This window comes from Bacillus sp. MN7755, from assembly GCF_054771475.1.
In genome coordinates this window covers 298,375-322,080 of sequence record NZ_BTRL01000012.1, presented here as the reverse complement: position 1 = coordinate 322,080, position 23,706 = coordinate 298,375, and the positions used below count along the sequence as shown (strand labels likewise).

Here is a 23,706-nt window from a genome sequence, read left to right as displayed (position 1 = left end):
TTTTGAGCCGCTGCTCATTCTTCATTATCGCTTATTGAGAAGATGATTAGTTAACTAGCTTATATATGTTTACATTTCGTGTGGAAAATGTGTAAAATCAAGGTGAAACATAGAAAAAAGGGTGGGGAATTACGTGCAAATTAGCAGTGCAATGTTGTGTTTCGTCTTATATGCGTATGTTATTATTGCGGCGGTGTATTTTGGGATAAGTTTTTATGCCTACCGTTTAGTAGATAATCATGAATATGACGAAACATATAAATGGGTGAAGAGATATTTATCACCTGTATTAGAAATTATGAATGGATTTGTTCTCTTTTTATTTATTGGATTAATTGCTTTCTCAACGAGCTTAGTAGGGAATAAAACGACATTATTTGTACTAGGTATCATTATTTTTATGTTGTTAGGAATACGGATTGGTAACACGGTATTTTGGAATGAAAGAAAAGTAGATGGTTGGACGGGAATGCTAATACCGTGTATGCTAGCTGCTATCGTGACGAATATAGAACATGAATATTATCAGTTGCATTTTTGGCTCATAATTGTTTTAACAATTTTCTCTGTTTTGTATATAAGTACTGTCGTGCTAACATACATTGCAAATGAAAAGGGAGATGTAAAAGGTACGCAATTTTTTAGAGGGCGTGCATTGTTATGGAGTGTGCCAACGATGGCTGTTATAGGAATTATTGCAATATTAGTGAATGGATATCAATTTACTAATTGGCAACTGTTTTTAGAAAGTTGGTGGATTTTCATCATTTCGTTTATCGCTTTTTTAGGCGCAACGCATTATTTATTCCATCAACATCATTATATATTGGCATTGCTATTCGCATTTATACAACTATTGTTTGCTTTCTTCGGACAAGAAACGTTATTATTCGTTTTTGAAACATTTAGTTCATTTGGAAACATATTTGTATTTGGAATGTTAATTTTCAGTATCGCATTTTATTTACAACAGTATTTTTATATGCAAAAACAAAAATAAGCATGATATACAGGTTTTTGTAGCAAATATAAAGTATGTTACAATAAAAATACATAGTATTCGATGTTATTGGAGGAATTCCTGTGGGTGAAAAAGAGAAAGAATTTGCTGTCATTGGGCTTGGACGTTTTGGTGGAAGTATTTGCCGGGAACTCGCTCAATTAGGTATGGAAGTAATGGCAATTGATTCAGATGAGGATAAAATTAATGAGTTTGCAAATATAGCTTCGCATGCTGTAATTGCAGATTCAACAGATGAGATGGTATTAAAAAGTCTTGGTATTCGTAATTTTGATCATGTAGTCGTTGCTATTGGAGATAATTTAAATTCAAGTATTTTAACAACGTTAATTCTGAAAGAGTTAGGGGTAAAAAATATTACTGTAAAAGCTCAGAATGATTATCATGAAAAAGTTTTGAGTAAAATAGGTGCAGATCACATTGTGCATCCAGAGCGTGATATGGGAAAAAGGATTGCTAATAATATTGCATCAAGTAATGTATTAGACTATCTTGAGCTTTCAGATGAGCATAGTATTGTAGAGATTATTGCAAATAAAAAAATTGATGGTCATTCTTTAATCGAATTAGATATTCGTGCGAAGTTTGGATTGAATATTGTAGCAATTAAACGTGGTAAAGAAGTTATTGTATCTCCTCGAGCTACGGAAAATATTCAAGCGGGAGATATATTAATTGTAATTGGTCATGATGATGAAGTGGATCGTTTTAAACACTTTTTAAGATAAGAGAAAAGGACAATACCATGAAGGTATTGTCCTTTTTCTTATATTTCCATAATGATTGGTAAAATCATTGGGCGACGCTTCGTTTTTTCGTATAGGAATGGTGCTAATGTATCTGTAATTTCATTTTTAATTTCAGACCACTGTGTTGTTTTGCGTTCCATTACTTTTTCTAAATGAGTTGTAATTAATGTTTGAGCATCGTTAATTAAATCACTACTTTCGCGCATATAAACGAAACCACGTGAGATAATATCAGGTCCTGCTGCAACTTTAAACTCTTTCATATCAATGCTTACAACTACAATAACAAGTCCTTCTTCAGAAAGAATACGACGATCGCGTAATACGATATTACCGATATCTCCAATACCATTTCCGTCAATATAGACAGATCCAGATGGTATTTTACCAGCTACACTTGCTTCATCAGAACGCAAGGCAAGAACATCTCCATTATCCATGATGAAACAGTTTTCTTCTGGAATACCACAATCATTTGCTAACTTCATATGCATACGTTGCATACGATATTCACCATGAATTGGCATGAAATACTTTGGTTTAATTAGACGAAGCATTAGCTTTTGTTCTTCTTGTCCGCCATGTCCACTCGTATGAATGTTTGACAGTTTTCCGTGGATTACATCGGCACCAGCACGATACAACATGTTAATTGTACGGCTTACGCTAATTGTATTACCAGGGATTGGTGAAGAAGAGAAAACAACTGTGTCGCCAGGAATGATTTGAATTTGACGATGAGTACCATTAGCAATACGTGAAAGTGCTGCCATTGGTTCGCCTTGACTACCTGTACATAAAATAACAACTTTATTAGCTGGTAGGCGGTTTAGTTGGGAAGTATCTATGAATGTATCTTTTGGACAGCGAATATAACCGAGGTTTTGTCCAATTTCAATAGCTGCTTCCATACTTCGACCAAATACAGCCACTTTACGATTATTTTCAACTGCTGCTTCAACAACTTGTTGTAGACGATGGATATTTGATGCAAAGGTTGCGAAGATAATACGTCCTTCTACTTTGCGGAAAATATCTTGAATACTCTCACCAACACGGCGCTCAGACATTGTAAAGTTTGGAACTTCACTGTTTGTACTGTCAGATAAGAGACAAAGCACACCGTCTTTTCCAATTTCAGCCATTTTTGTTAAGTCCGCTGGTTCACCAACTGGAGTGAAATCAAATTTGAAATCGCCAGTATGAACCACTTGTCCTTGAGGTGTTTTCACAACAACTCCGTATGAATCTGGGATACTGTGAGTTGTACGGAAGAAGGAAACAGATGTCTTTTTAAATTTAATAACATCATCTTCTTGAATTTCATAAAGTTTTGCTTTACGAAGTAATCCGTGCTCTTCTAATTTGTTTTTGATTAGTGCAATTGCTAATTTTCCGCCATAAATCGGAATGTTCACTTGACGTAATAGGTAAGGAATTCCACCAATATGATCTTCGTGACCATGTGTAATGAATAATCCTTTAATTTTATCTTCGTTTCGCACAAAATAAGTGTAATCTGGTATTACATAATCGATTCCGAGGAGTTCGTCTTCTGGAAACTTAATTCCAGCGTCAATTATAATAATTTCATCTTGAAATTGAACAGCATATGTATTTTTACCGATTTCACCAAGTCCACCTAAAGCAAAAACGGCAGCCTGATCATTCTTTAGAAATTTCATATGACTATACGATTTCCGCTAATATTAAATCAGCGTTTTGTTTTTCATATTCAAGATGATTACCAGTAACAGACTGAACAAACTCAATATTATATGCGAACTTATTTAATTTTTTACGAACATCCTTTTGAGACGTAGCCTCTAAGTATAAAACTTTTGTATTTTCACGTACTGGAACCTCAGTTAATTTTTCTTGATAAAATACTTTAAAAATCATTTGGAAAACCTCTCCTTGTCTATGTTTTGCATTATCTGTTACTTATTATAAAGCAAACAGTCACGATTTTCATGTTTTTTCGAATGAGAATGAAGAAAAAGCCCGAAATGGGCACAATTTAAGCGATTGTCTTTTTACGGACTAGATCATTTAAATAACGCTTGAGCTTTTTCTTCAGCTTCTTCAGCATGATTACTCCTTCCTTTCCTTATTTTAAACATGCATATTACTAGTGAAAACTCCGTCTCTGATATAAGAAAGAGGACAAAAGTGAATGTTGAATCTTGTCCTTTCTCATACAGGGAAAGTTATTCTATAGTAACGATTAGTAGCCGTTAGTTATAGGTATAGTATGAGAAAGAATAGAAAAGAAAATTCATACGAACAAGTATCCACATTTTTTACTAATATATATATGCAGGTTTCGTAAATAAGGTCAGAAAGTGAACGCTTTCTTCACAGATGTTTAATATGTTATACTTTTTTTTAGCATTTGAAAAGCGATAATCAAAATAGGAATATAGAGTAACAGAAAGGATTTTGAAAAATGAATGATAAAATTGTTTTTTTTGATATTGATGGAACATTATTAGATCATGATAAAAAAATTCCGCAATCTACACGAGATGCAGTAAGACATTTACAAGAAAAAGGTGTGCATGTAGCAATTGCGACAGGACGTGCGCCATTTATGTTTGAAGATATTCGTAAGGAACTTAATATACATAATTATGTTAGTTTTAATGGACAATACGTTGTATTTGAGGATGAGGTAGTATTTAATAATCCGTTACATCCGGCTGCCCTGCATAAGTTTACTCAGTTTGCAAAACAAGAAGGATATCCACTTGTATATCTTGATCATCAAGAAATGAGAGCGTCAGTAGAATATCATGATTATGTGAAAGAAGGTTTTGGGAGTTTAAACTTTGAACATCCGGCATATGAACCTGATTTTTATGAGGAGCGTAATATTTATCAAACTCTGCTTTTCTGTGAAGTCAATGAAGAGGAAAAGTTTATTAATGAGTACCCGGACTTTCATTTTATTCGCTGGCATGCGTATTCAATGGATATCATTCCAAATGGTGGATCTAAGGCAAAAGGGATTGAGAAATTCATTGAGAAGTTAGGGTTTAACCGTGACCAAGTGTATGCATTTGGAGATGGCTTAAATGATTTAGAAATGATTGAAGCAGTTGGGACAGGTATTGTCATGGGGAATGGTCATGAGGACTTAAAAAAACTGGCAAATCACGTGACAAAGGATGTTAGTGAAGACGGCATATATCATGGATTAAAATGGGCTGGATTGTTATAAATGAATATGAAACCCATTTCATATAAAAAAGGCGGAAGATTAACTCCGCCTTTTTTTATTATCGCTCCAGAGGTTTTGAATCGTCAGGAGCAGCAAATGGATTTTCTTTATTAATGTGGTCATAGAACATAACACCGTTTAAATGGTCAATTTCATGCTGGAATACGATTGCTGGTAAACCTTTTAAACGTAATTTTACTTCTTCACCGCTGATAGATGTTGCTTTCACTGTAATTCTTGTATAACGAGGGACATAACCAGGTACTTCACGGTCTACAGATAGACAGCCTTCACCACTTTGTAAATATGTACGTTCAACAGAATGACTAATGATTTTTGGGTTGAATAATGCATGACTATATAACGTACCGTCCGTATCTGTTACATGAACCGCAATCATTTTCTTTGAAATACCGATTTGTGGAGCTGCTAATCCGATTCCAGGGCGTAAACTATATTTTTCAGCCATTTCAGGATCTTGGCTATTTATTACAAATTCAATCATTTCTTTAAGTGTATTTGAATCTTCTTCGCTCGCTGGCATTACTACCTCTTCTGCAACGTTTCGCAAAATAGGATCTCCTTCGCGAATTACATCTTTCATTGTAAGCATATGTAATCTCTCCTTTCCCCCTTAGTCTACCAAAGGAGATGGAAAAAGTCATCGGCAAGTAAGGGGAAGCGCTTTGGAAAGCGTTCTACTATAGAATATGTATGTAATAAAAAGAAAAGACGGCAAAGCCGTCTGTTTCTTTCCATAGTTGTTTCGTTTTACATTAGCGAATGCAAGCAGCACCAACGATAATTAAAAGAATAAACAACACAACAATTAAGGCGAAGCCGCGTCCAGACCCGCCACAAGAACCGCCATAACCGTAGGAAGGATATGAACAAGTTGGATAGCAATAAGAGTATCCGTACATGAGATGACCTCCTTTATCATTTCCCGCTAATACTGCGGTTACTATAATGTATGGAGGGAAAGGGAGAAATGTATGGGTAATTACCTATAAAAGGAAGAAGAGTTTGTATATTTTTGTTAAGAAGAGAGAAAAACTAAAGAGAATTAAATCGTTTACATATTATTCTAAGAGAAAAAACAAGTTAAAAAGGGAATAATATAACAGTAGGTCAATGCTTACTAATACAGATGTGAAAAATAAAAACACGTTTGTGTAGAAGAAACCTGCAGATTATTTATAAAAAAACGTATTCAAAGTAATTGACATCGTAATTAGAATAGTTGTAAACTAAAAAACGTGATCAAGATTGTATTAATATGTTTCTGAAAAAACATTAGTACAGATTGTTAGGTACACAAAATTATTCTCAACCGACAAATAAATTTGTTGGTTTACATTGTTGCGTTTTCAGTCTAGCTAATAGATAGTGAAAGCGTTTCAGAATATGGTTCAAGAGAGGAAGAGGTGAACGGAATGGGTACTAAAACAAAAAAGACCCTATTTAATGTTGATGAGCAAATGAAAGCTATCGCAGCTCAATTTGAAACATTACAAATTTTAAATGAAAAAGGCGAAGTTGTGAATGAAGCAGCTATGCCTGAATTATCTGATGATCAATTAAAAGAATTAATGCGCCGTATGGTGTATACTCGCGTACTAGATCAACGTTCTATTTCTTTAAACCGTCAAGGACGTTTAGGTTTCTACGCACCAACAGCTGGACAAGAGGCTTCTCAATTAGCAAGTCATTTCGCACTTGAAGCAGAAGATTTCATCTTACCAGGATATCGTGATGTGCCACAATTAGTATGGCACGGTTTACCATTATACCAAGCATTCTTATTCTCTCGTGGACATTTTATGGGTAACCAAATGCCTGAGAACGTAAATGCACTTGCTCCACAAATCATTATCGGTGCGCAAATCATCCAAACTGCTGGTGTTGCGTTAGGTATGAAACTACGTGGTAAAAAATCTGTTGCAATTACTTACACTGGTGACGGTGGTGCTTCACAAGGTGACTTCTACGAAGGTATGAACTTTGCGGGTGCATTCAAAGCTCCAGCAATCTTCGTTGTACAAAACAACCGTTATGCAATCTCTACTCCAGTAGAAAAGCAATCTGCAGCTAAAACTGTAGCTCAAAAAGCAGTAGCAGCAGGTATTTACGGAATTCAAGTAGACGGTATGGATCCATTAGCTGTATACGCAGCAACTGCTTTCGCTCGTGAGCGCGCAGTAAATGGTGAAGGTCCTACTTTAATCGAGACTTTAACATTCCGTTACGGTCCACATACAATGGCTGGTGATGACCCAACTCGTTACCGTACAAAAGATATCGAAAACGAATGGGAACAAAAAGATCCAATCGTACGTTTCCGTGCTTTCTTAGAAAACAAAGGCCTATGGTCTCAAGAAGTTGAAGAGAAAGTAATCGAAGAAGCGAAAGAAGATATCAAACAAGCAATCGCTAAGGCTGACCAAGCTCCAAAACAAAAAGTTACTGATTTAATGGAAATCATGTACGAAAAAATGCCTTACAACTTAGCTGAACAATATGAAATTTACAAAGAAAAGGAGTCGAAGTAAGCCATGGCTCAAATGACAATGATTCAAGCAATCACTGATGCTTTACGCGTTGAAATGAAAAATGATCCTAACGTACTTGTGTTTGGTGAAGACGTTGGTGTAAACGGCGGTGTATTCCGTGCTACTGAAGGTTTACAAGCTGAATTCGGTGAAGATCGTGTAATGGATACTCCACTTGCAGAGTCTGGTATTGGTGGACTTGCAGTTGGACTTGCACTTGAAGGATTCCGTCCAGTTCCAGAAATCCAATTCTTCGGTTTCGTTTATGAAGTAATGGATTCAATTTCTGGTCAATTAGCTCGTATGCGTTACCGTTCTGGTGGACGTTGGACTGCTCCAGTAACAGTTCGTTCTCCATTCGGTGGCGGCGTTCATACTCCTGAACTACATGCTGATAGCTTAGAAGGATTAGTGGCTCAACAACCTGGTCTAAAAGTTGTTATTCCATCAACTCCATACGATGCAAAAGGTCTTTTAATCTCTGCGATTCGTGACAACGATCCAGTTATCTACTTAGAGCATATGAAATTGTACCGTTCATTCCGTCAAGATGTACCAGAAGGCGAATACACAATTGATTTAGGCAAAGCTGATATCAAACGTGAAGGTACAGATGTATCTGTTATCGCTTACGGTGCTATGGTTCACGCTGCATTAAAAGCTGCTGAAGAACTTGAAAAAGAAGGTATCTCTTTAGAGGTTGTTGACTTACGTACAGTTCAACCATTAGATATCGAAACAATCATCGCTTCTGTTGAAAAAACAGGCCGCGTAGTTGTAGTTCAAGAAGCACAAAAACAAGCTGGTATTGCAGCTAACGTTGTAGCGGAAATTAACGACCGTGCAATCTTAAACTTAGAAGCTCCAGTTGTACGTGTTGCAGCTGCTGATACAGTATTCCCATTCTCTCAAGCTGAGAGTGTATGGTTACCAAACCATAAAGATATTGTTGAAGCTGTTAACAAAGTAATGAACTTCTAATTTTTAGCTTTTCATGTGCAAAAGAAATCAGCACATGCTGGTTTCTTTTGCACATATTCCATAATAATGAAATGAATCAGGGGGCTGAATTCCGTGGCATTTGAATTTAAACTACCAGATATCGGTGAAGGTATCCACGAAGGTGAAATCGTAAAATGGTTTATTAAACCAGGCGATGAAGTAAACGAAGACGATGTACTTCTTGAAGTACAAAATGATAAAGCAGTAGTAGAAATCCCTTCTCCTGTTAAAGGTAAAGTACTTGAAGTACTTGTAGAAGAAGGAACAGTTGCAATTGTAGGAGATACATTAATTAAATTTGATGCTCCTGGATACGAAAACCTTAAATTTAAAGGTGACGACCATGATGCAGCTCCAAAAGCTGAAGAAGCAGCAGTAGAAGCTCCAGCAACGGAAGCTACTCCAGCAGCAACTGCAGAAGTAGTAAATGAGCGCGTAATCGCTATGCCATCTGTTCGTAAATATGCTCGTGAAAAAGGTGTAGACATTCATACAGTAGCTGGTTCTGGTAAGAACGGTCGTATCGTAAAAGCTGACATCGATGCATTTGCAAATGGTGGACAAGCAGTAGCAGCAACTGAGGCTCCAGCAGCAGTAGAAGCTACTCCAGCAGCAGCGAAAGAAGAAGCACCAAAAGCACAACCAATCCCAGCTGGTGAATATCCAGAAACTCGTGAGAAAATGAGTGGTATCCGTAAAGCAATTGCGAAAGCAATGGTTAACTCTAAACACACAGCTCCTCACGTAACATTAATGGATGAAGTAGATGTAACAGAACTTGTTGCTCACCGTAAGAAGTTCAAAGCTGTTGCAGCTGACAAAGGTATTAAATTAACTTACCTTCCATACGTTGTTAAAGCTTTAACATCTGCATTACGTGAATACCCAATGTTAAACACTTCTTTAGATGATGCTTCTCAAGAAGTAGTTCATAAACATTACTTCAACATCGGTATCGCAGCTGATACAGACAAAGGTCTATTAGTACCAGTTGTTAAAGATACAGATCGCAAGTCTATCTTCACAATTTCTAACGAGATCAATGATCTTGCTGGTAAAGCACGTGAAGGTCGTTTAGCTCCTGCTGAAATGAAAGGCGCTTCTTGCACAATTACAAACATTGGTTCTGCAGGTGGACAATGGTTCACTCCAGTTATCAACCACCCAGAAGTAGCAATCCTTGGTATCGGCCGTATCGCTGAGAAACCAGTTGTGAAAAACGGTGAGATCGTTGCAGCTCCAGTATTAGCATTATCTCTAAGCTTTGACCATCGTTTAATTGACGGCGCAACTGCTCAAAAAGCATTAAACCAAATTAAACGTCTATTGAATGACCCACAATTATTAGTAATGGAGGCGTAATAACAATGGTAGTAGGAGATTTCCCAATTGAATTAGATACAGTCGTTGTTGGTGCAGGTCCTGGTGGATACGTTGCGGCAATTCGTGCAGCACAATTAGGTCAAAAGGTAGCAATCATTGAAAAAGCTAACCTTGGTGGCGTATGCTTAAACGTTGGATGTATTCCTTCAAAAGCGTTAATCAATGCAGGTCATCGTTATGAGAATGCAATGCATTCTGATGACATGGGTATCACTGCAGAGAACGTAAAAGTTGACTTTACAAAAGTTCAAGAATGGAAAAACGGCGTAGTTAAGAAATTAACTGGCGGTGTTGAAGGCCTTCTTAAAGGTAACAAAGTTGAAATCATTCGCGGTGAAGCTTACTTCGTAGATGCTAACACATTACGCGTAATGACTGAAGATGCAGCTCAAACTTATACGTTTAAAAATGCTGTTCTTGCAACTGGTTCTACACCAATCGAAATTCCAGGATTCAAATACTCTAAACGTGTTATCAACTCTACAGGCGCTTTAAGCTTACCTGAAATTCCAAAAAAACTTGTTGTAATCGGCGGCGGTTACATCGGTATGGAATTAGGTACTGCATATGCTAACTTCGGTACAGAAGTTACTGTAGTAGAAGCTGGCGACGAAATCTTAGCTGGTTTCGAAAAAGCTATGAGCTCTGTTGTTAAACGTGCTCTTCAAAAGAAAGGTAACGTAAATATCCATACAAAAGCTATGGCTAAAGGCGTTGAAGAAACAGAAACTGGCGTAAAAGTTAGCTTCGAAGTTAAAGGTGAAATCCAAACTGTAGAAGCAGATTACGTATTAGTAACTGTAGGTCGTCGTCCAAACACTCAAGAAATCGGTCTTGAGCAAGTTGGAGTTAAAATGACTGACCGCGGCATCATCGAAATCGATGAGCAATGTCGTACAAACGTACCAAACATCTATGCAATCGGTGATATCGTTCCTGGACCACCATTAGCTCACAAAGCTTCTTACGAAGGTAAAGTAGCTGTTGAAGCAATTAGTGGCCATGCATCAGCAATCGATTACATCGGAATTCCTGCAGTATGCTTCACTGATCCAGAATTAGCATCTGTTGGTTACACTAAGAAACAAGCTGAAGAAGCAGGAATGACAGTATCTGTATCTAAGTTCCCATTCGCTGCAAACGGTCGTGCGTTATCATTAAACAGCACTGACGGTTTCTTACAACTTGTAACACGTAAAGAAGACGGTCTTCTTGTAGGTGCTCAAGTTGCAGGTGCAGGCGCTTCTGATATTATTTCTGAGATTGGTTTAGCTATCGAAGCTGGAATGACAGCAGAAGATATCGCTCAAACAATCCACGCTCACCCAACATTAGGTGAAATCACAATGGAAGCAGCTGAAGTTGCTCTTGGAATGCCAATTCACATTGTAAAATAATTTAAGTAATGAAAATAGCCCATCTCTTATTTAAAGAGATGGGCTATTTTTTATTTTAATAAAATGGCTTGCAAGGTCTTTATATGTACTTGTCGAATGAATATATAATACTTTAAATGAATCGTTAGAACATATATTAATCTAAAAGCTGTATATATGCTTTCGTATAATATGTAATTGATTCAAACTTAATCCCATATATTAATAAAATAGAGCATGTCAAAGGAGAAGGTTCCATGAGAATATTACATGTTATATTTTATCATTTTTTATTATGGAGTGGTTTTTCCGTTGTATTAACGTTATCGAATGGTGATAAGTTTCATTATAAAGTTATTCTTTTTTTCGTATTCCTTTACTTAGCATATGTGATAGCATGTTTTGTATTACACATAAGGAAGCAAGCTTTATTTCTTACATGTTCGAATTGTATACTCTTTTTAATAATATTTTCTATTTTTTAAATTAACGTTTATAGAAATACATTGTTCTTCCATTAAATAGTTGTAACTCTCCTTCTAATTTCTTCGCTAGAAAACGGCAAAATTCATTTGCTTTTCCTTTATCACCAAATGTTGCATTAGGTGGTAAAGAAATCTGAATAAAAGATTGTTCCTTTTCTATACCAACACCAACATACATGGAGTCATATCGATCGTGAGTAGATTGTAGTTTTAATGTTGTTGCTGATGTATCTAAAATTTCATAAGGAAAAGCGGTATTTGTATAAGTGTAATTAATTTGAACACCAGTTTTGGAAGTAACTGTTTTATAATAATGAAAAAGTTGTTTTATATCATCTATTGAAACAGATTGTTGATTGGATTTAGGTACAAGCGTAATAAAGGCATGTTGCATATAAGTTCCCCCTAACTTAGTAGAATACTATTATTTTACATCCTACTGAATTTTTTGACAATTAAAAGGAGTATTCCTTTTTTTGTTTAATATACTAATGAAAGGTGATGTGGAAAGGTGGAAACCAATGTTTGAAAAATTGTATGATGAGCATGAAAGTGTGAAGGTACGATTTTTGGGGTTTATGACACATGATACTCGTTATGATTTTGGTATTATTTATACAAATATGTTTTTTGGAAAGCCACTCATTGTTTGCATGCAAACAGGAAGATCTACTTTACTTGGACGAGATGATGTAGAGAATGTTCAATATTTGCAGGAAATTTTCAAATTAGGATCAGAAGGTGAAGCGGCGGAATTAGCTCAGTTTTTCTCATTCCTAGTTCCATCTACTTCTTTGCATGCGGAATATGAAGAATAATTAATGTAAAACAGTCGTACGTATAAATATGGCTGTTTTTTTATTTTAATATCGCATACTAATTAAAAAATAAAATATTTAATGTGTTATACTAAAAACCTATTGACGTAAAAAGTATAACATATTAAAATAAAGGCAGAAAGTTAAGCGGTTACAAAAGTTTTTGGGATTATAAACTTAGGGGGAAATGAAAAATGGGAACGATCGTATGTCAAGAATGTGAAGGTACAATTGCGCACTTCGAGGATGAAAAAGTAACGGTACTTTACGGGAAATGTGGATCTTGCGGATGTGATCACACAGAGCATACAAAAGCCCAATAATGGATAGGAAATGGACAGCTAAAAGTTTTTAGGACCATAAACTTAGGGGGAAATGAAAAATGGGAACAATCGTATGCCAAGTATGTGAAGGAACAATCGGACATTTTGAGGATGAGAAAACGACAGTACTTTACGGAAAATGTGGAACAAATTGTGACTGTGCTAATAGAGATAATGCGAAAGCTTAATGATAAATAAGTAGATTACTATAAAAACTCAGGGGGAAATGAAAAATGGGAACAATCGTATGCCAAGTATGTGAAGGAACAATTGGACATTTTGAAGATGAAAAATCAACAGTGCTATACGGGAAATGCGGATCTCATTGCGACTGTACCCATAAAGAACATACAAAAGCTTAATAATAAGAAAAAAAGCGCCTACATGTGTAGGTGCTTTTTTTAATAAATTGTAGTCGTATGACCTACTGTTGCAACGATTGCATCATCTCTAATCGGAATAAATCCTATGGATGTCTGTGGAGTGCTAGGAGAGGTGTAGTGGCTCATGAGACGGCTATCAATACGGGTGATAGTATCTGTCAAGAAAGCCGAAATAAAAGCATAAGGGACTCGTCGTTCATTTAACGAGTATATAATTTCCTCTTTTGTTTTTACACCTACGCCATGTCCGTAAAAAAAGAAATTTCCTAGATAGATTGTATTTTCTCCTTGCCACTCAATTGTAGCTGGATTCACTTGTGGATTTTTAAAATAAACGAGATCACCTGGGACAAGATCGCCACCCATTTTTGTTATGAGCTTTAAATCTTGGTCGTAGTCCCACGTATAAAGTAAAAGATTTGCAAAGAGACGATTGAAAGTTTCTTCCTCATACAATGAGAGTAAAGCTTTGTAAAAAATAATGATCATAGCGGTGGCGCATTCAGTTCCATATAGTTTTCCGTTTTTGAAAATATCTTGTATGGCAATGGAAGGGGGTATGTTTGGAAGGAGCTCGAATCCTCCAAGGGACGTTCTTTTCCAATACTGAGGGTTGCAAAAGGATTGCTGAAATGTGCGAAACTGAAATCCACTTTGAAAAAGTTCTAATGCAGAAGTAATAATATTAACTCGTAAATTTAGGTCAAAGCTGAGTTCATCAGATGTTCGGAAGGAATAAATTTCTTGATTTCCTGCCATTATAGATAAAATTTGTTGTTTCTCAGCTGCAAATGGCTCATATTCATTTGTGATATAAGGATGTACAATAGAACGGCCTATTACAATCATAATAGTATCCCCACCTATACATTACATTACTCAATATCGTATGAGAAAAGGGAAAAAGGGTGAAAGAAAAGCCTATCAACTGATAGGCTTGTACTCTTTAATCACACGTAATGTTTGTAATGTCATATCTTCAGGACCTTGTACAGGTAAACCCGCTTCTAAGTTTTTACGAATATACTCTAAGTTATCTTGTGTAATAATTTCCCCCGGAGTAAAGATTGGAATCCCTGGCGGATAAACCATAACGAAATCAGCTATAATACGACCTGCTGCATTTTCAAATGGGATGACTTCTGTTTCTGAATAAAAAGCATCTCGAGGAGAAAGTGCTAGCACTGGTATTTCTGGAATTTCTACTTGTATTTGAACACCTTTATCAGCTTTATTTCTAAATGTTGCTGCTAAATCTTGTAATGCTGCAATAAGTGTATTTGTCTCACTTTCTGTATCCCCGAAAGTGACAAGACATAGTATGTTGTATAAATCTGAGAGTTCTACTTCAATGTTATATTGCTCTCTAAGCCATACTTCAGCCTGATGGCCTGTAATACCTAAATCTTTCACAGATACAATTATCTTTGTAGGATCATAGTTAAAAGTAGCATCCGTACCTAGCATTTCCTTACCAGGACAGTAAAGATGCTCAATAGCATTTATAGCATCACGAACTTGTTCCGCTAATTGTATTGTTTGTTCTATGAGTGCCGTTCCTTCTGTAGCAAGACGTTTTCTAGCAACATCTAGGGATGCTAACAAGATGTAAGAAGTTGATGTAGTCGTAAGCATGCTAATAATAGATTGAACATGTTTTACGTTTACAAGACCTTCTTTTACATTAAGAATAGAACTTTGAGTTAAAGATCCACCTAATTTATGAACACTTGTTGCTGCCATATCTGCACCGGCTTGCATCGCTGACATCGGTAGTTCATCGTGAAAATGAATGTGAACACCATGTGCCTCATCAACTAGTACAGGGATATCGTAAGAATGTGCTAATTGTACAATCTGTTCTAAGTCTGCAGCAAAGCCAAAGTATGTTGGATTAATAACAAGTAAGCCTTTCGCATCTGAGTGCTCTTCAAGTGCCTTTTTGACAGATTGAATTGTGATTCCATGTGAAATACCAAGTTTTGGATCGATTTCAGGATGCATGAAAATAGGTTTTGCACCTGAGAAAATAATAGCTGACATTACTGATTTATGCACGTTTCGTGGCACTAGTATTTTGTCACCAGGACCGCAAACGCTCATCACCATTGTCATTATTGCGCCACTTGTACCTTGAATAGAAAAGAAAGTATGATCCGCACCAAATGCAGCGGCTGCTAAATCTTGTGCTTCTTTAATCATACCTTTTGGATGATGTAAATCATCGAGCGGCGCAATATTAATTAAATCAATTGCTAATGCATTATGCCCAATAAATTCGCGAAATTCAGGATCCATGCCCTGTCCTTTTTTATGACCTGGAATATGGAATTGAATTGGATTTCGCTTACTGTGCTCAACTAAAGCGGTAAACAATGGTGTTTCGTATTGGGACAATCTATACACCCCTTCTTTTTTTTATATTTATTAGAGTTTGTTTTATATAATCTTGTTCTAAAAAAGTTAAGTTCTTTTTTAGAATGAGACTTGTTTTTCTGCCATTCACAAAAGCTTTTCTGAGATGGGAGCTTCACTTTATTTTCTATAAAACAAAAGCATTATATCACCAATAATTATAGATGTATAGCAAAAAATATTTTTACGGTGAGTATGTTAAATAGTTGTTCCCTACTAACTTCTAGAGGAAGACAATTCCATTAGAATGAATAAATAGTGTATAATGCAAAGTGGCTATAGTGAAGAAGAAAAAATCTCTTTAAAATAGCGTATTGAAATAAGAAGAAATGATAAATGAGGTGCAAAATGGAATATCAATATCCGTTAGATTATGATTGGTCAAATGAGGAAATGGTTGCAATTGTGAAGTTTTATGAAGCGATTGAGAAAGCATATGAAAAAGGAATTATAAGAGAAGAGTTAATGGGATTATATCGTCGTTTTAAAGAGATTGTTCCATCGAAAGCAGAAGAAAAGAAAATTGATAAAGAGTTTCAAGAAGTAAGTGGGTATTCTATATACCGTGCGATTCAAAGGGCTAAAGAAATCGAAGAACAAAAGCTTGTAAAAATGTAAAAATATTTTGAAAAATAAAAACTGAAGTGATATAATGTGATAACAACTAAAAACGGACAATATAAATTGTCCGTTTTCTACTATCGATTACAAAGTGCATATAAAGGAAGGAGTGATTGCATCGTAGATTCAATCTTAGCAAGGAATTGTTCGTTGGTCATTGCTGAAAACTCCTCTGGTGATATATGAATACCAACTAATAATTCTGCTTTTTTCACAGTAGCTAGACGCTCAACCATCTTTTGTAAGTCTTCTGTTTCAAGTGTTTTATGTAATTTTACACTTGGTTTAGTATGGTCAATGGACCAAACGAAGTCATTTGGAATATTTGTTTTTAAATCATTTAAATGTTCTAAGAAGGCGTGAGCCGTCTCCACTTTTTGTGGACACTCATAGATTAAACCAAAGTATATGAAGGCATGAGTACCCCATAGTCCAATTTGGAAATGTGGTAGCATTTTATATCCGCGTTTATTTGTTGAAAAAGCAACCCAAGTATCGTTTGGTGGATTGACTTTGCGACGTGCATGTTTTGCTACATGATAAAAAAAGTTCTCATCAGTTTGTTTGGATAAATACGTTGCAAACTGTTCCCCTAAAGCTTCTAGCTTAGGATGAATGTTCGTTTTAATTGCACTCATTCGTTCTTCGAGACCATCAACTGTAAAGACCTCAAAATCAGTTGATTTGAATGTTTCTAGTGTCATGATTGTTCCTCCAACTCCTATTTTGCTTTTATTTTAGCATAGCTTGTACTATTCATAAAAAGAACAGCACAAAAAAATTTAAATAAAAAAATATAATTTTGTTGCATAGATGATTTCTCCAACATAGTATAGTATAAAACAAAAAATCAGAAAATTAAATCAATTCTAGTCCGAGGGCAGACGAATATTGGGAGGAGGCAAATAATATGAGACAGGTGATTAATGCGTTAAAGAGAACAGATGCTGAAAAGAGAATACCGGTGCTACGTTTGGAGCTAGATTATGAATTAGCGACTTTATACGATGCGATGATGGAAAATGATAAACAGAAAAAAGAAGAGTGTGTACAAAAGTTAGAAGTGTTAAGACTTGAAATGATTCGTTTAGAAGCGTAATAATAGTATATGTATAAAAAATTAGTTGGTGCGAACCTTATAAAGGGTTCGTTTTTTCTGTGAACAGTATAGATCGGAGTGTTTAAACATGCAAGAAGTATGGAAAGACATCGATGCACACGCCAAGCAGTGGATTCGAGATGCGGGAGAGCGTTTAATGGCATCAATGAAAAAAGCACTTATTATAGAAACGAAATCCAATGCAGCTGATTTAGTAACAAATATGGATCGAGAAATAGAACAGTTTTTAATTGGGAAAATTAAAGAAACATTCCCGAATCATAGTATTTTAGGGGAAGAAGGTTATGGAGATGAGGTAACTTCTTCTGATGGGGTTGTTTGGTTAATTGATCCAATTGATGGCACAATGAACTTTGTTCATCAAAAGAGAAATTTTGCAATTTCAATTGGAATTTATGAGAACGGTATCGGAAAGATTGGACTTATTTATGATCCAGTTCATGATGAATTATATCATGCGTTAAAGGGGACTGGAGCATTTTGTAATGAAGTACCAATAACTTTATTGGAAAAAGGGACTGTAGAGCAAGGTATTGTAGCTTTAAATGCGATATGGCTTACCGATAATCCATTGCTTAATATGGAAAATATGATGGCACTTGTTAAGAAAGCAAGAGGCACGAGATCATATGGCTGTGCAGCGTTAGAGATGGTATACGTTGCAACAGGAAGAATAGATGCATATGTAACGCCGAGATTATCACCGTGGGATTTTGGCGGGGGACAGATAATTGTAGAGGAAGTTGGGGGCAAGGTGACAACATTTTCTGGAGCCCCGCTTTCTATCGTAGAGAAAAGCAGCGTATTAGTTGCAAAACCAGGGGTGTATGAAGAGGTGTTACGATTTATATCTAAGTAACAAAAAAAGTAAGAGGCTGTATACACGCTTCTTACTTTTTGACGTTATTGCGATTTACGCATTTTTCTTTTTGTTACAAAACCGTATCCAACTGTAACAAATGTACCGATAATGCAAATAATAATACCGATGGGACTATTTTCAGCAACCATAATGCCGATACCGATTAAGAAAATAACACCGATAATTGCAGTTAATAAAAAGCGATATTGAATGTGTTCCATTTCTTCACCCTCCAATCTCATTTTACTTTCACAAAAGTAAGAATACAACTATATTTTCATTCTTGATTTTATTTTAATTGCTATTGTATCCCCTTCGCTCTTATAATAGAGAAGGATTAAAAAGACATTAGGAGTTGGACATGTTGAAAAAACGACAAGATTTACGTAATATAGCAATTATTGCCCACGTTGACCATGGTAAAACAACACTTGTTGACCAGTTATTACGTCAAGCGGGGACTTTCCGTGCGAACGAACATATTGAAGAACGCGCAATGGACTCAAACGATCTAGAAAGAGAACGTGGTATTACAATTTTAGCGAAGAATACTGCGATTCACTATGAAGATAAACGAATTAACATTTTAGATACACCTGGTCACGCTGACTTCGGTGGAGAAGTAGAACGTATCATGAAAATGGTTGATGGTGTTCTACTTGTTGTTGATGCATATGAAGGCTGTATGCCACAAACACGATTTGTTTTAAAGAAAGCTCTTGAGCAAAACTTAACTCCAATCGTTGTTGTAAACAAAATTGACCGTGACTTCGCTCGCCCTGATGAAGTAGTTGATGAAGTAGTTGACTTATTCATCGAACTTGGTGCAAACGAAGATCAATTAGAGTTCCCAGTTGTATTTGCATCAGCAATGAACGGAACAGCAAGCTTAGATTCAAATCCAGCAAATCAAGAAGAGAATATGAAATCATTGTTTGACACAATTATTGAACATATTCCAGCACCAGTTGATAACAGCGAAGAGCCACTTCAATTCCAAGTAGCACTTCTTGATTACAATGACTATGTTGGTCGTATCGGGGTTGGCCGCGTATTCCGTGGTACAATGAAAGTAGGACAACAAGTTGCATTAATGAAAGTTGACGGAAGTGTAAAACAATTCCGCGTAACGAAATTATTTGGTTACATTGGATTAAAACGTCAAGAAATTGAAGAAGCAAAAGCTGGAGATTTAGTAGCTGTTTCAGGTATGGAAGACATTAACGTAGGTGAAACGGTATGTCCGGTTGAGCATGAAGAGGCTTTACCATTATTACGTATTGATGAGCCAACACTACAAATGACATTCCTTGTAAATAACAGCCCATTTGCAGGTCGTGAAGGTAAATTCATTACATCTCGTAAAATTGAAGAGCGCCTTCGTTCACAGTTAGAAACAGATGTAAGTTTACGTGTAGATAATACAGATTCTCCTGATGCATGGATCGTATCTGGACGTGGGGAACTACATTTATCTATCTTAATTGAAAACATGCGTCGTGAAGGTTATGAGTTACAAGTATCTAAACCAGAAGTAATCATTAAAGAAGTTGATGGCGTAAGATGTGAGCCTGTAGAGCGCGTACAAATCGATGTACCTGAAGAATACACTGGCTCTATTATGGAATCTATGGGTGCACGTAAAGGTGAAATGTTAGATATGGTGAATAATGGAAACGGTCAAGTTCGCCTTACTTTCATGGTTCCAGCACGTGGTTTAATTGGTTACACAACAGAATTCTTAACATTAACTCGTGGTTACGGTATTTTAAACCATACATTCGATTGCTACCAACCAGTACACGCTGGACAAGTTGGTGGACGTCGCCAAGGTGTTCTAGTTTCACTTGAAACAGGAAAAGCATCTCAATACGGTATTATGCAAGTTGAAGACCGTGGTGTAATCTTCGTTGAACCAGGTACAGAAGTATATGCTGGTATGATCGTAGGAGAACACACTCGTGAGAACGACTTAACAGTTAACGTTGTGAAAATGAAACAACAAACTAACATTCGTTCTGCAACGAAAGATCAAACTTCAACAATGAAAAAACCACGCTTAATGACTTTAGAAGAGTCATTAGAGTACTTAAACGATGACGAGTTCTGTGAAGTAACTCCAGAATCAATTCGTTTACGTAAAAAGATTCTTGATAAGAGCGAGCGTGAAAGAGCTGCTAAGAAAAAGAAATCTGTAGAAGCGTAAAAAATAGAACAGCTACCTTAAATTAAGGTAGCTGTTTTTTCGTATTTATTTTTAGAATATTTACTCTTTTTAGTGGACAGTATTTTTTTCGCGGGTTACTCTTGTATTAAGTACATAAAGAAATTTTGTTTTTTATGAGAAGGGGGATAAATAGTGTTAGAAAGAATGTCATTTTTTGCGAAATTATGTAAAGTTGATGAAAACCCAGAACTAGGGATGTGGTTACTGTATGGCATCATTATTATATTAAGTGCACTTGTGTATAATTTAGGTTTTGCAAGAAAACTATCAATAATAAAAAATATAGTGATATATATATCGTTAGCGATAGGGTGTACAGTGTTAACTTTCTTTGCAGTTTTTTTACCTGTTGGGGAGGGGCTTGTTGTAGCGGCAATTGTACTTGGGATTTATAGGTTGCGTTTACATCAAGCAAGACAACAAAAAGCAGGATGAGGGGGCGAAGTTTTATGCGTTCAGTACAAGATGCATTATATAATTGGTTAACAATTAAAACAGTTGCAGAAGCACGTCCGGATGATAGTGCTGCAAAAGAAACGTATTTGTTATTTCAAAATATGATATATGAAGAACACAAATTGAGGAATGTGGAAGTTAAAAAGAACGAGGAAATGTATTTGATTACATATGAAATGAATGGAGAAAGAAAATCTGCAAGGTTTCCGTTAGAAGCTATTGATTGTTTCTTGGATCAGATGAATCGTGAGCCTGAAAAATATAAATAAGTCCTTATCTATATGATTAAGGACTTATTTATATTTTACCAATCGTCTTCGACTTTTTTATCACGGTATAATCGGAAACTACCACTTGCATGACGTTCCATCGTACGTTCTGCAATTCGTTCCGAACATTCCATGCACATATATGTATGAATAGGGCGATTACGCAGTTTTTTTGCCATAGGATTTTCATCATCTAACATATCTTTTTTATCACAAATCATACATTTGACTCTCATGTCGTCACCTCAATACGAATTCTATCAGTATAAGTATATCATGGAAGTGTAATGTTTTTGAATAATAGCGGGAAAAAATAATATTTTCGCAATTCGAAAAATAAGTTATGATAAGGATATATTAAGTATATTTGGAGGTGGAAATATGGCGAATGTAGTAGAGCCTACATTAACAGATGATTTAGTACAATCGTTACGTAAAGAGTGTATTGTTATGGTAGCAACAACAGATTTTGAAAAACAAGTTCCTAACGTAAGTGCTATTTCTTGGGTGTATGCAGTGAGTAAAACTAGTATTCGATTTGCAGTAGATCAACGTTCACGTATTGTGGAAAATATGCGGCATAGTACAGGGGTGGTATTGACTATAATGGCGAATGATTCCGTATTTTCCATAAGTGGTGCAGGTGAAATTTTGACTGATAGAATGGAAGGCATTCCTCTAAAATTAACTGTAATAGAAGTAAATGTACAAGAAGTACGTGATGTTATGTTTTATGGTGCAAAACTTGCAACTGAACCAACATATGAAAAAACATATGATCTTCGGGCAGCAAAAAAGCTCGATAACCAAGTGTTAGTAGGAATGAAAGAATTATAAATGTGATAAATAAGAAAGCCAGTTAGTAACTTTTGTAATTAGTTATTGTGATTTTATGTTAATAATTATAATTAAAAGTAATATATTGAATAGAAATGAATAAAAAATAAATAAAAGGTTTAATGGCTATAAATTTCGATTCTACCTCGTTTATACGGTACATATAATTATAACAATGGTTCGTCCATATTTTTTGGATGAAACCCTTGTTCTACAAATTTAAAAGTGGAGTCAGGGGGTAACAGGTTGGATAAAATTTATGTGTTAGATACGAATGTACTTTTGCAGGATCCTTTATCTATTTTTTCATTTGAAACCAATGAAGTAGTGATTCCAGCAGTTGTATTAGAAGAGGTTGATTCGAAAAAACGTTATATGGATGAAGTAGGACGAAACGCTCGTTATGTATCTAAGTTAATAGACAAATTTCGTGAAATAGGAAAGCTGCATGAAAGTATTCCGCTAGAAAACGGCGGTACATTTCGTATTGAATTAAATCATCGTTCATTTGTTCAACTACAAGATATTTTTGTAGAAAAAACAAATGATAATCGAATTTTAGCTGTAGCAAAAAATCTATCTTTAGAAGAACAAGAAAAAGAGGACGGGAAGTCTGTTATTTTAGTAAGTAAAGACGTGCTCGTAAGGGTAAAAGCTGATGCAATTGGTTTGAAGGCGGAAGATTATTTAAGTGATCGTGTAATTGAAGTAGATAATATATATTCAGGATTTTTAGAAGGGTATATATCAAAAGAGCAATTGGATTATTTTTATGAAAAAGGTGAATTGCCTTTATCTGAAATTGCAAATCATCCTTTTTATCCAAATCAGTTTGTAGTAATGAAAGATGCATTAGGGGGATCTAGTTCAGCACTTGGCATTGTGGATCACTTAGGTAAGAAGGTAAAGAAACTTATTTTTCACAATGAACAAGTATGGGGGATACGACCACGAAATGTGCAGCAAATTATGGGATTAGAATTATTACTTCGTGAAGATATTCCGCTAGTAACATTAACAGGGAAAGCTGGTACAGGAAAAACATTACTAGCGTTAGCTTCGGGGCTTATGCAAACGGAAGATTTAGGACTATACAAAAAACTACTCGTTGCAAGGCCAATTGTTCCAGTCGGAAAAGATATCGGTTATTTACCAGGAGAAAAAGAAGAAAAGTTAAGACCGTGGATGCAACCGATTTTTGATAATCTAGAGTATTTATTTAATACGAAAAAGCCAGGAGAGTTAGATGCTATTTTAGCTGGAATGGGTTCGATTGAAGTAGAAGCTCTTACGTATATACGCGGAAGAAGTATTCCAGATCAGTTCATAATAATTGACGAAGCGCAAAATTTAACGAAGCATGAAGTGAAAACGATATTAACAAGGGTAGGAGAAAAAAGTAAGATCGTATTAATGGGAGATCCTCAGCAAATTGATCATCCGTATTTGGATGAATATAATAACGGTTTAACATATGTTGTAGAGAAGTTTAAAGAGCAACGTATTAGTGGTCATGTAAAGTTTGTTAAAGGGGAGCGATCTAATTTAGCTCAACTAGCTGCAGATTTATTATAAAAAGGAGTG

Annotated in this window: 30 protein-coding genes; 20 read left to right on the top strand and 10 right to left on the bottom strand. The window is 35.7% G+C overall.

The genetic code is table 11. The annotated features are described in order from the left end of the window. Positions 1-133: 133 nt before the first annotated feature. Positions 134-1,000, top strand: coding sequence for a hypothetical protein (locus ACYVEC_RS13730; RefSeq protein WP_063223145.1), 867 nt, complete (start codon positions 134-136; stop codon positions 998-1,000). Between the two features lie 83 nt (positions 1,001-1,083). Further along, the gene (locus ACYVEC_RS13725) at positions 1,084-1,749 is read left to right on the top strand and encodes a potassium channel family protein (RefSeq protein WP_000504032.1); all 666 of its coding nucleotides are present in this window, start codon (positions 1,084-1,086) and stop codon (positions 1,747-1,749) included. A 38-nt stretch (positions 1,750-1,787) separates the two neighbouring features. Here ACYVEC_RS13725 and rnjA read toward each other — a convergent pair whose 3' ends face one another. Both rnjA and ACYVEC_RS13715 read right to left on the bottom strand, forming a co-directional pair. After that, positions 1,788-3,455, bottom strand: coding sequence for a ribonuclease J1 (gene rnjA / locus ACYVEC_RS13720; protein WP_060632083.1), 1,668 nt, complete (start codon positions 3,453-3,455; stop codon positions 1,788-1,790). A 4-nt stretch (positions 3,456-3,459) separates the two neighbouring features. Continuing rightward, positions 3,460-3,672, bottom strand: coding sequence for a DNA-dependent RNA polymerase subunit epsilon (locus tag ACYVEC_RS13715; protein WP_060632082.1), 213 nt, complete (start codon positions 3,670-3,672; stop codon positions 3,460-3,462). 547 nt (positions 3,673-4,219) lie between these two features. On the opposite strand from ACYVEC_RS13715, the gene ACYVEC_RS13710 reads away from it, so the two are divergent. Continuing rightward, a complete protein-coding gene (locus tag ACYVEC_RS13710) occupies positions 4,220-4,993 on the top strand; it encodes a Cof-type HAD-IIB family hydrolase (protein WP_063223146.1) in 774 nt (257 codons plus the stop codon). 58 nt (positions 4,994-5,051) lie between these two features. Here ACYVEC_RS13710 and def read toward each other — a convergent pair whose 3' ends face one another. Together def and ACYVEC_RS13700 are read right to left on the bottom strand one after the other, a co-directional pair. Beyond that, positions 5,052-5,606 carry a peptide deformylase gene (gene def / locus ACYVEC_RS13705; protein WP_063223147.1) on the bottom strand — a complete coding sequence of 185 codons (555 nt, stop codon included), beginning with the start codon at positions 5,604-5,606 and terminating at the stop codon, positions 5,052-5,054. A 163-nt stretch (positions 5,607-5,769) separates the two neighbouring features. Further along, positions 5,770-5,916, bottom strand: coding sequence for a YjcZ family sporulation protein (locus ACYVEC_RS13700; protein WP_000274562.1), 147 nt, complete (start codon positions 5,914-5,916; stop codon positions 5,770-5,772). A 513-nt stretch (positions 5,917-6,429) separates the two neighbouring features. Here ACYVEC_RS13700 and pdhA point away from each other — a divergent pair. From pdhA to ACYVEC_RS13675, 5 genes are all read left to right on the top strand, one after another. After that, a complete protein-coding gene (gene pdhA / locus ACYVEC_RS13695; RefSeq protein ID WP_000536893.1) occupies positions 6,430-7,545 on the top strand; it encodes a pyruvate dehydrogenase E1 component subunit alpha in 1,116 nt (371 codons plus the stop codon). A gap of 3 nt (positions 7,546-7,548) precedes the next feature. Then, complete coding sequence (pdhB, locus tag ACYVEC_RS13690; RefSeq protein WP_000068166.1) at positions 7,549-8,526, top strand: pyruvate dehydrogenase complex E1 component subunit beta; 978 nt, start codon at positions 7,549-7,551, stop codon at positions 8,524-8,526. Positions 8,527-8,619: 93 nt separating this feature from the next. Then, positions 8,620-9,909, top strand: coding sequence for a pyruvate dehydrogenase complex dihydrolipoyllysine-residue acetyltransferase (gene pdhC / locus ACYVEC_RS13685; protein ID WP_063223148.1), 1,290 nt, complete (start codon positions 8,620-8,622; stop codon positions 9,907-9,909). A gap of 5 nt (positions 9,910-9,914) precedes the next feature. Further along, complete coding sequence (lpdA, locus tag ACYVEC_RS13680; RefSeq protein WP_063223149.1) at positions 9,915-11,327, top strand: dihydrolipoyl dehydrogenase; 1,413 nt, start codon at positions 9,915-9,917, stop codon at positions 11,325-11,327. A gap of 236 nt (positions 11,328-11,563) precedes the next feature. Further along, positions 11,564-11,791 (top strand): hypothetical protein, encoded by a 228-nt coding sequence (locus ACYVEC_RS13675; protein ID WP_063223150.1) that lies wholly within the window; start codon positions 11,564-11,566, stop codon positions 11,789-11,791. A gap of 1 nt (position 11,792) precedes the next feature. Here ACYVEC_RS13675 and ACYVEC_RS13670 read toward each other — a convergent pair whose 3' ends face one another. Continuing rightward, a complete protein-coding gene (locus tag ACYVEC_RS13670; protein ID WP_063223151.1) occupies positions 11,793-12,185 on the bottom strand; it encodes a DUF1885 family protein in 393 nt (130 codons plus the stop codon). A 127-nt stretch (positions 12,186-12,312) separates the two neighbouring features. Between ACYVEC_RS13670 and ACYVEC_RS13665 the strand changes: the two genes are divergently transcribed. The 4 genes from ACYVEC_RS13665 to ACYVEC_RS13650 all read left to right on the top strand — a co-directional run bounded on the left by ACYVEC_RS13665 (position 12,313) and on the right by ACYVEC_RS13650 (position 13,294). Beyond that, positions 12,313-12,609, top strand: coding sequence for a DUF3055 domain-containing protein (locus ACYVEC_RS13665; RefSeq protein ID WP_060632076.1), 297 nt, complete (start codon positions 12,313-12,315; stop codon positions 12,607-12,609). Between the two features lie 194 nt (positions 12,610-12,803). Next, complete coding sequence (locus ACYVEC_RS13660; protein WP_060632075.1) at positions 12,804-12,932, top strand: GapA-binding peptide SR1P; 129 nt, start codon at positions 12,804-12,806, stop codon at positions 12,930-12,932. Positions 12,933-12,991: 59 nt separating this feature from the next. Next, complete coding sequence (locus tag ACYVEC_RS13655) at positions 12,992-13,120, top strand: GapA-binding peptide SR1P (protein ID WP_060632074.1); 129 nt, start codon at positions 12,992-12,994, stop codon at positions 13,118-13,120. Positions 13,121-13,165: 45 nt separating this feature from the next. Continuing rightward, positions 13,166-13,294: a GapA-binding peptide SR1P gene (locus ACYVEC_RS13650; protein ID WP_063223152.1), complete on the top strand. Its 129-nt coding sequence runs from the start codon at positions 13,166-13,168 to the stop codon at positions 13,292-13,294. Between the two features lie 39 nt (positions 13,295-13,333). Here ACYVEC_RS13650 and ACYVEC_RS13645 read toward each other — a convergent pair whose 3' ends face one another. Both ACYVEC_RS13645 and speA read right to left on the bottom strand, forming a co-directional pair. Then, positions 13,334-14,164: a protein-glutamine gamma-glutamyltransferase gene (locus tag ACYVEC_RS13645; RefSeq protein ID WP_063223153.1), complete on the bottom strand. Its 831-nt coding sequence runs from the start codon at positions 14,162-14,164 to the stop codon at positions 13,334-13,336. 75 nt (positions 14,165-14,239) lie between these two features. Then, positions 14,240-15,712 carry an arginine decarboxylase gene (gene speA / locus ACYVEC_RS13640; RefSeq protein WP_063223154.1) on the bottom strand — a complete coding sequence of 491 codons (1,473 nt, stop codon included), beginning with the start codon at positions 15,710-15,712 and terminating at the stop codon, positions 14,240-14,242. A 366-nt stretch (positions 15,713-16,078) separates the two neighbouring features. On the opposite strand from speA, the gene ACYVEC_RS13635 reads away from it, so the two are divergent. Then, positions 16,079-16,348: a UPF0223 family protein gene (locus ACYVEC_RS13635; RefSeq protein WP_063223155.1), complete on the top strand. Its 270-nt coding sequence runs from the start codon at positions 16,079-16,081 to the stop codon at positions 16,346-16,348. A gap of 80 nt (positions 16,349-16,428) precedes the next feature. On the opposite strand, the gene ACYVEC_RS13630 is transcribed toward ACYVEC_RS13635, so the two are convergent. Then, positions 16,429-17,055 carry a YktB family protein gene (locus ACYVEC_RS13630; protein ID WP_063223156.1) on the bottom strand — a complete coding sequence of 209 codons (627 nt, stop codon included), beginning with the start codon at positions 17,053-17,055 and terminating at the stop codon, positions 16,429-16,431. A gap of 206 nt (positions 17,056-17,261) precedes the next feature. Here ACYVEC_RS13630 and ACYVEC_RS13625 point away from each other — a divergent pair, with 206 nt between their 5' ends. Both ACYVEC_RS13625 and ACYVEC_RS13620 read left to right on the top strand, forming a co-directional pair. Then, a complete protein-coding gene (locus ACYVEC_RS13625) occupies positions 17,262-17,450 on the top strand; it encodes a hypothetical protein (protein ID WP_001250168.1) in 189 nt (62 codons plus the stop codon). Between the two features lie 88 nt (positions 17,451-17,538). Continuing rightward, a complete protein-coding gene (locus ACYVEC_RS13620; protein WP_098555036.1) occupies positions 17,539-18,330 on the top strand; it encodes an inositol monophosphatase family protein in 792 nt (263 codons plus the stop codon). 44 nt (positions 18,331-18,374) lie between these two features. Here ACYVEC_RS13620 and ACYVEC_RS13615 read toward each other — a convergent pair whose 3' ends face one another. Next, complete coding sequence (locus tag ACYVEC_RS13615; protein ID WP_000400129.1) at positions 18,375-18,554, bottom strand: DUF5325 family protein; 180 nt, start codon at positions 18,552-18,554, stop codon at positions 18,375-18,377. Between the two features lie 140 nt (positions 18,555-18,694). Between ACYVEC_RS13615 and typA the strand changes: the two genes are divergently transcribed. The 3 genes from typA to ACYVEC_RS13600 all read left to right on the top strand — a co-directional run bounded on the left by typA (position 18,695) and on the right by ACYVEC_RS13600 (position 21,285). Beyond that, positions 18,695-20,539 (top strand): translational GTPase TypA, encoded by a 1,845-nt coding sequence (gene typA / locus ACYVEC_RS13610; protein WP_063223158.1) that lies wholly within the window; start codon positions 18,695-18,697, stop codon positions 20,537-20,539. A gap of 153 nt (positions 20,540-20,692) precedes the next feature. Continuing rightward, positions 20,693-20,995, top strand: a complete 303-nt coding sequence (locus ACYVEC_RS13605) for a YlaH-like family protein (RefSeq protein WP_063223159.1) — start codon at positions 20,693-20,695, stop codon at positions 20,993-20,995. 14 nt (positions 20,996-21,009) lie between these two features. Continuing rightward, a complete protein-coding gene (locus ACYVEC_RS13600) occupies positions 21,010-21,285 on the top strand; it encodes a hypothetical protein (protein WP_063223160.1) in 276 nt (91 codons plus the stop codon). Positions 21,286-21,320: 35 nt separating this feature from the next. On the opposite strand, the gene ACYVEC_RS13595 is transcribed toward ACYVEC_RS13600, so the two are convergent. Further along, positions 21,321-21,521 carry a YlaI family protein gene (locus ACYVEC_RS13595; protein ID WP_060632065.1) on the bottom strand — a complete coding sequence of 67 codons (201 nt, stop codon included), beginning with the start codon at positions 21,519-21,521 and terminating at the stop codon, positions 21,321-21,323. Positions 21,522-21,666: 145 nt separating this feature from the next. Here ACYVEC_RS13595 and ACYVEC_RS13590 point away from each other — a divergent pair, with 145 nt between their 5' ends. Both ACYVEC_RS13590 and ACYVEC_RS13585 read left to right on the top strand, forming a co-directional pair. After that, complete coding sequence (locus tag ACYVEC_RS13590) at positions 21,667-22,122, top strand: PNPOx family protein (RefSeq protein WP_063223161.1); 456 nt, start codon at positions 21,667-21,669, stop codon at positions 22,120-22,122. Between the two features lie 246 nt (positions 22,123-22,368). Then, a complete protein-coding gene (locus ACYVEC_RS13585) occupies positions 22,369-23,697 on the top strand; it encodes a PhoH family protein (protein ID WP_000358079.1) in 1,329 nt (442 codons plus the stop codon). Positions 23,698-23,706: the final 9 nt, after the last annotated feature.

What these genes read in the sequence shown, in the direction of transcription:
- rnjA (WP_060632083.1), bottom strand. Translation starts at nt 3,455, where the DNA reads ATGAAATTTCTAAAGAATGATCAGGCTGCCGTTTTTGCTTTAGGTGGA.
- ACYVEC_RS13715 (WP_060632082.1), bottom strand. Translation starts at nt 3,672, where the DNA reads ATGATTTTTAAAGTATTTTATCAAGAAAAATTAACTGAGGTTCCAGTA.
- ACYVEC_RS13710 (WP_063223146.1), top strand. Translation starts at nt 4,220, where the DNA reads ATGAATGATAAAATTGTTTTTTTTGATATTGATGGAACATTATTAGAT.
- def (WP_063223147.1), bottom strand. Translation starts at nt 5,606, where the DNA reads ATGCTTACAATGAAAGATGTAATTCGCGAAGGAGATCCTATTTTGCGA.
- ACYVEC_RS13700 (WP_000274562.1), bottom strand. Translation starts at nt 5,916, where the DNA reads ATGTACGGATACTCTTATTGCTATCCAACTTGTTCATATCCTTCCTAC.
- pdhA (WP_000536893.1), top strand. Translation starts at nt 6,430, where the DNA reads ATGGGTACTAAAACAAAAAAGACCCTATTTAATGTTGATGAGCAAATG.
- pdhB (WP_000068166.1), top strand. Translation starts at nt 7,549, where the DNA reads ATGGCTCAAATGACAATGATTCAAGCAATCACTGATGCTTTACGCGTT.
- lpdA (WP_063223149.1), top strand. Translation starts at nt 9,915, where the DNA reads ATGGTAGTAGGAGATTTCCCAATTGAATTAGATACAGTCGTTGTTGGT.
- ACYVEC_RS13675 (WP_063223150.1), top strand. Translation starts at nt 11,564, where the DNA reads ATGAGAATATTACATGTTATATTTTATCATTTTTTATTATGGAGTGGT.
- ACYVEC_RS13670 (WP_063223151.1), bottom strand. Translation starts at nt 12,185, where the DNA reads ATGCAACATGCCTTTATTACGCTTGTACCTAAATCCAATCAACAATCT.
- ACYVEC_RS13665 (WP_060632076.1), top strand. Translation starts at nt 12,313, where the DNA reads ATGTTTGAAAAATTGTATGATGAGCATGAAAGTGTGAAGGTACGATTT.
- ACYVEC_RS13660 (WP_060632075.1), top strand. Translation starts at nt 12,804, where the DNA reads ATGGGAACGATCGTATGTCAAGAATGTGAAGGTACAATTGCGCACTTC.
- ACYVEC_RS13655 (WP_060632074.1), top strand. Translation starts at nt 12,992, where the DNA reads ATGGGAACAATCGTATGCCAAGTATGTGAAGGAACAATCGGACATTTT.
- ACYVEC_RS13650 (WP_063223152.1), top strand. Translation starts at nt 13,166, where the DNA reads ATGGGAACAATCGTATGCCAAGTATGTGAAGGAACAATTGGACATTTT.
- ACYVEC_RS13645 (WP_063223153.1), bottom strand. Translation starts at nt 14,164, where the DNA reads ATGATTGTAATAGGCCGTTCTATTGTACATCCTTATATCACAAATGAA.
- ACYVEC_RS13635 (WP_063223155.1), top strand. Translation starts at nt 16,079, where the DNA reads ATGGAATATCAATATCCGTTAGATTATGATTGGTCAAATGAGGAAATG.
- ACYVEC_RS13630 (WP_063223156.1), bottom strand. Translation starts at nt 17,055, where the DNA reads ATGACACTAGAAACATTCAAATCAACTGATTTTGAGGTCTTTACAGTT.
- ACYVEC_RS13625 (WP_001250168.1), top strand. Translation starts at nt 17,262, where the DNA reads ATGAGACAGGTGATTAATGCGTTAAAGAGAACAGATGCTGAAAAGAGA.
- ACYVEC_RS13620 (WP_098555036.1), top strand. Translation starts at nt 17,539, where the DNA reads ATGCAAGAAGTATGGAAAGACATCGATGCACACGCCAAGCAGTGGATT.
- ACYVEC_RS13615 (WP_000400129.1), bottom strand. Translation starts at nt 18,554, where the DNA reads ATGGAACACATTCAATATCGCTTTTTATTAACTGCAATTATCGGTGTT.
- typA (WP_063223158.1), top strand. Translation starts at nt 18,695, where the DNA reads ATGTTGAAAAAACGACAAGATTTACGTAATATAGCAATTATTGCCCAC.
- ACYVEC_RS13600 (WP_063223160.1), top strand. Translation starts at nt 21,010, where the DNA reads ATGCGTTCAGTACAAGATGCATTATATAATTGGTTAACAATTAAAACA.
- ACYVEC_RS13595 (WP_060632065.1), bottom strand. Translation starts at nt 21,521, where the DNA reads ATGAGAGTCAAATGTATGATTTGTGATAAAAAAGATATGTTAGATGAT.
- ACYVEC_RS13590 (WP_063223161.1), top strand. Translation starts at nt 21,667, where the DNA reads ATGGCGAATGTAGTAGAGCCTACATTAACAGATGATTTAGTACAATCG.